Here is a 7713-nt window from a genome sequence, read left to right as displayed (position 1 = left end):
TTTACATCTAATATATAGTTACCTAAAACCATTGCTGCTAATACTGTTGCAACATAAGATCCAAATAAATCTGCTCCCATTCCTGCAACATCACCTACATTATCTCCAACGTTATCTGCAATTGTAGCAGGATTTCTTGGATCGTCTTCTGGAATACCAGCTTCTACTTTACCTACTAAATCTGCACCAACATCTGCTGCTTTAGTATAGATACCTCCACCTACACGTGCAAACAATGCAATAGACTCTGCTCCTAAAGAGAAACCTGCAAGGGTTTCTAGGATTTTAGTCATATCAGTTGTGTTTGTCCAACCGTCAGGCATAAAAATATTAAGGAACACCAAAAAGAATACCGTTAAACCAAGTACTGCTAAACCAGCAACACCTAATCCCATAACTGTACCACCACCAAAAGACACTTTTAATGCTTGTGGCAAACTTGTTCTAGCTGCTTGTGTTGTTCTAACGTTTGTTTTGGTTGCTATTTTCATACCCATATTTCCTGCAAATGCAGAAAAAATAGCTCCAAAGATAAAAGCAACAACAATTAATACACTTGTAGACTCTACTACTTGAGATACTATTGCTAATAAAAAACTAGCTACAAAAACAAATATTGCTAGCAATTTATATTCTGCCTTTAAAAAAGCCAATGCACCTTCGTAAATATGACTAGAAATCTCTGCCATTTTACCATCTCCTGCATCTTGTTTTAATACCCAAACTCTTTTTATCCACATATAAGCTAGACCAATTAAAGCTGCTACAATTGGCATATAAATCATCATTGATTCCATATTAATTTTTTAGTTTTGATTAGTTTTTAATGTTCGCAAATGTAATAAAATCATTGTGAAGTAAAAAATATTTTGAAAGTGACATTTTTTCAATGCTTTTTTTACGAATTCAACAATAGCAAACCTCCTGTGTGCTTACAATGAAAGCATTAACAAATTTAAGTTTCAATACAGTTTTATAACTTATAACCTATTGAATTACAATTATTAACCAATAAAAAAAGCCTATTAGATTGAATAGACTTTTTTTTATTTTTAAAACTAAATTATTAGTTTTTTACTTTATTCTTAAATTTATCAAACTCTCCTTGCTTAACCTCTCTTGGCCAAGAATTGTTTGAAGCATCTACATCTGCAGTCTCTAATTTTGGATCTACAGTAATACTAACAATTTCTTTATCTGAAGAGATAGCTTTGCTTACTTCATTATCGTTTAGTCTCCATATTTGTGCTGGATATTTTTCTGTTTTACTTGTTCCATCAGCATAAGTGTATTCTACAATAATTGGCATAACCAATCCTCCTGGCTTATTAAAAGTAACACTATAAAAATACTTAGGCTCTTTCATTTTAGATCGTTCTTGTGTCGTAAAATTATCCATTAGATACTCTTTTAATGTTGCAGATTTATCAGAAATGCTTTCGCTTTTCATTCCAGCAGTATAATCTTCACTTCCTTCTTCAACAAAATAAACTAAATCTTTCTCTTCAAGACCAAAACGTTTTACCATTCTCTTACCTTGCGTGTTCGGTTTTGTAGTGACATAGAATTTTTTAACATCCTTTATTCCTATATCTACATAATCTGTTGTGTAAAACCAGCCTCTCCAGTACCAATCTAAATCGAAAGCTGAAGCGTCTTCCATTGTACGGAAAAAATCTTCTGGTGTTGGGTGTTTAAACATCCAACGTTTTGAGTACTCTCTAAACGCATAATCAAACAGTTCTGGTCCCATTACAGTTTCACGAAGAATATTTAGTGCTGTTCCTGGCTTACCATAAGCATTATTACCAAACTGGTACGTATTTAAACCTTTAGTCATAATTGGAGCAATAAAATTTTGATCTCCTCCCATATAACGTGTAATATTTTTAGCTGGACCACGACGTGATGGGTAAGCAGATTGTCCTTCAGACAAAGCAGCTGGATACCATTTCCCGAAATCTTGCTCTGCTACGTATTGTACAAATGTATTTAAACCTTCGTCCATCCAGGTCCATTGACGCTCATCACTATTTACTATCATTGGAAAAAAATTGTGACCAACTTCATGAATAATTACAGACATCATTCCAAATTTAGTACGATCACTATAATTTCCATCTTTATCTGGACGACCATAGTTCCAGCAAATCATTGGGTATTCCATACCTTGCTGTTTTGCGTGCACAGAAATTGCTTTGTGATAAGGGTAATCGAAAGTCATGCGTGAGTATGACTTTAATGTACTAGCAACTGCTTTTGTTGACCAATCTTCCCATAAAGGATTACCTTCTTTTCCATACATAGAAACAGCCATAACATCTTTATTTCCAATTTTTACAGCCATCATATCCCAAATGTAACGTCTTGATGTTGCAAAACCGAAATCACGAACATTCTCTGCGTATAATTTCCAAGTTTTTGTTTTTGAAGACTTTGTTTTAAGCTTCTCAACGACTTCATCTTGTGTCACTACTATTACAGGTTCTGTATAAGCTTTTTTAGCTTTTTCATAGCGTTTCATCATCTCTTTTGAAAACACTTCTTTTCTATTAGTTAATTTTCCTGTACCATCTAAAATATGATCTGCAGGAACAGTAATGTTTACTTCAAAATTACCAAATGGTAACGCAAATTCATCACGTCCCCAAAACTGTGAGTTTTGCCATCCTTCTACATCGTTATAAACAGCCATTCTAGGATAGAATTGTGCCATTACATAAGCTCTATTATCGTCTTCTTCAAAATACTCGTAACCAGAACGACCTCTTCCGTTAACGTGATCGTTAATGTTGTACCACCATTTAATAGAGAACGAAAATTGTTCTCCAGAAGCTAAAGGCTTTGGCATATCTACTCGCATCATTGTGCGATTAATCATGTGCTTTAATGTTTTCCCGTTTGCTCCTTTTACTTCTTCAATATTAAAACCACCATCGAAACCATCACTCATGTAGTTATTAGCATAAGCAGAAACTTGTGCTGCAGGATTTACTCCACTACTTTGAATTAAAGGTGTTTGAGAGTCTTTAGCTCGCATGTTTTGGTCTAATTGTACCCAAAGATATTTAAGTACATCTGGCGAATTATTTGTATAAGTAATAGTTTCGAAACCAGACAATTTAGCATTAACATCATCCAACTCTAAATCCATTTTATAATCGGCTTGTTGCTGATAATAAGCAGAACCTGGTGCTCCAGATGCAGCACGATACATGTTAGGAGTAGAAAACTCTTCGTAAAGTTGCTTAAATTTATTTTGATTGGTATGGCCTTGTTGAGGCTCTTTTGTTTCTTGATTTTGCTGAGCAAATACTCCAACAGTAAGAAAAAGTGCAGATAGCACGAGGTACTTTAGTTTGTTCATTTTATTTGTTATTTATCAGAATAAAGTCCGAATTTAACAAATTTTAAGATTGAAACATTCTTTTTTTTAGAAGTTTAACATTCCTTTATTGTTTTCTGGAATTAAAATGAAGGATTTATTTTTTCCATTAATATTGGTACGAACTATGTTTTTTTGATCGTTAAACATATCATAAAGCACATTATTCTCTACAGCAAAAGATTTGATGTTTTCTACACCTTCTATTTCAAGATAGCATTGCACTACATCTTCATCGTATTCTTTACCAATAAATTTTATTATAGATTCTTTTCCATCTATATTTATTTTTAACCTTGACAATAAATACTTTTTAATGTAACTATCAATTTGTGTTTCATCTAAATCTGATGCTAAAACAATTTTATCATCGTAGCGTTCTTTAAGTAGATTTTCGAAATCATCTATAAAAATGCGCGTAATAATCTGTATAGATTTTTGCTCTTTTACATATTCTATTTTTGTGATACTAACGTAGTATTTATGAGCACTACTAAAGGCAAATGACATTAATATTGTTAAAACTAAAAATGATTTTAAGAATTTCATAATATTATATTTCGATTACAAACTTACATAAAGAAGTCAAAAAGCATTCCAAAAAGTTATTATTCTTTTTCGGCTAAGTTTTCTTTGTACTTAATGTACTTTTCTTTCATAAATTTTAAAGCCTCTAAATCGCTTGAAGCACACCTTGCTTCAAATGTTTCATCCTCTGAACAGAAAAAGAAAAACTCAGCTCTTAGTTCTTCGTCTAATTCGTTTTCTTTAAAAAAAGCTTCAGATAATTTATTCTTTACAACATTCATTAATGCTGTGTTTTCCTCCAAAGCTACTCGTTTTTTAAGTTCTTTTGTTCTTCCAGAAATTCCGTTTAATATTGGATTTAAAGGCAAACCTCCAGCTAAAACTCCAAGTAGCATTTTAGGTTTAAACTCTCCAGCTTCAGCTAAAAGTCTTTGGCTTTTTGTCTTTCGTTTTCCTTTGTAACCAGGAATTCCAACATCATAAAAATCTATAGGCCTTTTAGCATCAGAATTTAAAACATCTTTACCTAAGTTTCCTGTTAAAGTAAAACCTATTATAGCTTCTGGAAGCTCGTTTACAAGAATTACAAGATTAATGCTTAGTCTTTTGTCTTTAATATTTTCTGCGTTAACAATGTGTGTGTGTAGGGTTTGTATTGTACTGAAGTAAAAACGATAGTATCTTGTGTTTTTGCTTCAATTTTAAAAACACCTTTATTGTTTGTAGTTGCGTATGCTTTTTGTGTTTGATTTATTACATGAATACTTTCCACGTTTTCGTCACCTATAACAATTCCTTCTAGTACTGTGTTTTGAGAAAAACTAAAACTTACTATTAAAAATAAAAGAAGAAATATATTAGTTCTAATCTTCATTTTTTATTGCTAGGAATTCTTTACTTTTTGTGTGTAAATATTCTATTAATTTTAACTCGTTTTTAGGCTCTAACAATGTAATATTGTATTGAGATTTCTCTAAATACGCAATAAATGATTGCACTTTATCTTCTGGTATATTATAATTTTCTGTAAAATACAAAGGTTTAAATGTTTCAGAAATACTAGAAATTGGTATTCTTAGTTTTGGGCTTTTATTCTTTTTATCTTTATTCTTAAAAATTAATTTAGCTAAAGAACCTATTATTGCCATGCCATTTAATTGATACCTAATACGGTCGTTTTGTGTACCAACTGCAATATTATCTACTTTGGAAAGATAATCGTCTGGCATTTCAAAATTATCAAAACTTTCAAAATTAAAAACTATTGGGTCAGACACTTTAGCATCTAATGCGTCTGTAGCAAGATCACCAGTTAAATCGTAAGGCAATAAAACAACCTCGTCTAGCGTATTTATATATTCTTTTAAATACACTTTTAATACTTTGGTATCTATAACTGCATTAGTAATCTTCGCTGTAAAAGGAATAATTTGTACTGAAGAAATCTTAATTTCATCGTTTAAAGCAACCTTAATTTTAAAATTACCTATAGAATCTGTAACAGTTCCTTTATTGGAAGAAGTATTATAAATAGTAATATTTTCTAAATCATCCACATCTACAATTATTCTACCTTTAACTTCTATTCTAGAATTGTTTTGAGCAAACAATGAAAATGATGACACACAGAAAATTAATAAAAGTAAAAAATGTTTCATTAAAATTGGTTTAGGTTTGTAAATAACGGTTTTCATTTCTTAATTAAAATTTAAAAGAGTTTTAAATTTTTGTTAAAAGAGCACTCTTGGCATTCTATATTTAAATTCGTATTGTATAAATTTACAACAAATAAACCATAATGAGGAGTATAATTATTGCGAGCACATCAACTGTTTTTGGAGGACAACCTTTGGATTACCTTTTAGAAGTATTAAAAATTCATTTTAAAGACACTAACGATATATTGTTTATTCCATACGCAAGACCTAGCGGAATTTCTCATGACGAATACACTGATAAAATTAGAAAGCCTTTTCAAAAAATAGGTAAAACCGTAAAAGGAATTCATGAATTTAAAAATCCAGATGAAGCAATAAAGCAAGCAAAAGCCATTTATGTTGGAGGAGGAAACACCTTTGTATTAGTAAATATGCTTTATAAGCGTAATTGTATTAATGCTATAAAAAAAGCTATAAATAGTGGTATACCGTATTTAGGAACAAGCGCTGGAAGTAATATTTGTGGCTTAACAATGAATACAACCAATGATATGCCTATTGTTTATCCTCCAAGCTTTAAAACTCTGGGCTTTGTTCCATTTAATATTAATCCGCATTATTTAGATCCAATTTCAGGAAGTAAACACATGGGAGAAACGCGAGAAACACGTATTAAAGAGTTTCATAAATTTAATACACAACCTGTTATTGGTTTACGAGAAGGTAGCTATATTGAAGTTAAGGGAAATAATATTGTATTAAAAGGAAATTTAAAAGCTAGAGTTTTCGAATATGAAAAGGAAGCTTATGAAGTTAATACAAAAACAACTTTAAATGAATTAAAATAAAAACAACTCTTTTTCTAATATATTATTTTTCAACTAAATATTTAAGACTACTTAGACTTCGTCTACAATAAACTTATAAACTTTCCTTAATTTCTGTTTTTTAAATATGTTGCATAAAAAAAGCTTCATCGATTAGATAAAGCTTTTAGAGCGAGAGACCAGGTTCGAACTGGCGACATTCAGCTTGGAAGGCTGACGCTCTACCAACTGAGCTACTCTCGCATTTCCGATGGCAAAAATAGTAATTAATCAAGACTAACCATTACTTTTATTAATAATAATTGTGTCTTACAACGATTATTATAGCTTTTTATCGATTAAACTGAATGAATTATGTGTTTTTTATTCAAAAAAAAAGATTCAATATTATTTTTGAATAAAAGCCTTTAAAATGAAAAAAATCCTACTAGTTGCACTTTTATTAATATCTACAAATCTATTTGCTCAAGTTAAAATAGGAGATAATCCGCAAACAATAAATCAAAGTTCTGTTCTAGAGTTAGAAAGCACTACAAAAACTTTAGTTGTTACTCGAATCACATCTGCACAGATGAATGCGATTATACCACTTGAAGGTGCAATTATATACAATATTGATGAAGACTGTTTATTTCAATACAACAATAATTCTTGGACAAGTTTATGTATAGATGTAATGGATAATGAAACTATTACTTCTATAGCATTAAATACTGATGGCACTTTTACTTACACTGATGAAGCTGGAAATAACACTGTGATTTCGTTGAGTGATGCAGATTCAGATCCTACCAACGAGCTTAACACAACAGTAGTACTTAACGGTACTGATCTTGAAACTACTGATGCTGGAGGAACAATTACTACAGACCTTTCCTCTTTAGATCAAAGCACTGAAGTAGCAACAAACGCAACTGACATAGCAACAAACGCAACAGACATAGCAGACCACATTGCTGCAGATTTAGATACTGATGCAACTAACGAAATTCAAACAGTAGAATCTACAGACGGTTCAGTAAGTGTAACACCTAACGGGAACGATTTCGATTTATCCATAACTATTCCTGCTAACAACGATAACGATCCTACCAACGAGCTTAACACAACAGTAGTACTTAACGGTACTGATCTTGAAACTACTGATGCTGGCGGAACAATTATTACAGACCTTTCCTCTTTAGATGAAAGTGCTGAAGTAGCAACTAACGCAACTGACATTGCTACAAACGCAACAGATATTGCAGACCACATTGCTGCAGATTTAGATACTGATGCAACTAACGAAATTCAAACAGTAGAATCTACTGATGGT

8 protein-coding genes and 1 tRNA gene are annotated in these 7713 nt (G+C 31.5%); 2 read left to right on the top strand and 7 right to left on the bottom strand.

Annotation, left to right across the window (positions count from 1 at the left end; translation table 11 throughout):
• The 6 genes from Q0C58_RS12220 to Q0C58_RS12195 form a co-directional block, all read right to left on the bottom strand.
• A partial coding sequence (locus Q0C58_RS12220; protein WP_290702062.1) for a sodium/proton-translocating pyrophosphatase occupies nucleotides 1-797 on the bottom strand: 797 nt, incomplete at its 3' end.
• A gap of 269 nt (nucleotides 798-1066) precedes the next feature.
• Complete coding sequence (locus Q0C58_RS12215) at nucleotides 1067-3367, bottom strand: M1 family metallopeptidase (RefSeq protein WP_290702060.1); 2301 nt, start codon at nucleotides 3365-3367, stop codon at nucleotides 1067-1069.
• A 66-nt stretch (nucleotides 3368-3433) separates the two neighbouring features.
• Nucleotides 3434-3934, bottom strand: a complete 501-nt coding sequence (locus Q0C58_RS12210) for a DUF6702 family protein (RefSeq protein ID WP_290702057.1) — start codon at nucleotides 3932-3934, stop codon at nucleotides 3434-3436.
• Nucleotides 3935-3993: 59 nt separating this feature from the next.
• Nucleotides 3994-4308 (bottom strand): hypothetical protein, encoded by a 315-nt coding sequence (locus tag Q0C58_RS12205; RefSeq protein ID WP_290702054.1) that lies wholly within the window; start codon nucleotides 4306-4308, stop codon nucleotides 3994-3996.
• Nucleotides 4309-4511: 203 nt separating this feature from the next.
• Nucleotides 4512-4787, bottom strand: a complete 276-nt coding sequence (locus Q0C58_RS12200) for a hypothetical protein (protein ID WP_290702051.1) — start codon at nucleotides 4785-4787, stop codon at nucleotides 4512-4514.
• Complete coding sequence (locus Q0C58_RS12195) at nucleotides 4777-5571, bottom strand: hypothetical protein (RefSeq protein ID WP_290702048.1); 795 nt, start codon at nucleotides 5569-5571, stop codon at nucleotides 4777-4779. The genes Q0C58_RS12200 and Q0C58_RS12195 overlap by 11 nt, the downstream gene beginning before the upstream one ends.
• Before the next feature lie 140 nt (nucleotides 5572-5711).
• Between Q0C58_RS12195 and pepE the strand changes: the two genes are divergently transcribed.
• Nucleotides 5712-6419 carry a dipeptidase PepE gene (gene pepE, locus Q0C58_RS12190; protein ID WP_290702046.1) on the top strand — a complete coding sequence of 236 codons (708 nt, stop codon included), beginning with the start codon at nucleotides 5712-5714 and terminating at the stop codon, nucleotides 6417-6419.
• 149 nt (nucleotides 6420-6568) lie between these two features.
• On the opposite strand, the gene Q0C58_RS12185 is transcribed toward pepE, so the two are convergent.
• Nucleotides 6569-6641 (bottom strand) — tRNA-Gly (locus Q0C58_RS12185).
• A 169-nt stretch (nucleotides 6642-6810) separates the two neighbouring features.
• Between Q0C58_RS12185 and Q0C58_RS12180 the strand changes: the two genes are divergently transcribed.
• Nucleotides 6811-7713, top strand: a 903-nt coding sequence (locus tag Q0C58_RS12180; RefSeq protein ID WP_290702043.1) for a hypothetical protein, incomplete at its 3' end; no start/stop codon positions are given.

Source organism: Lacinutrix sp., from assembly GCF_023299985.1.
Taxonomy (GTDB): Bacteria; Bacteroidota; Bacteroidia; order Flavobacteriales; family Flavobacteriaceae; genus Lacinutrix.
Note: the sequence above shows the minus strand (reverse complement) of the source record. Positions and strands in the feature narration are given on the sequence as shown.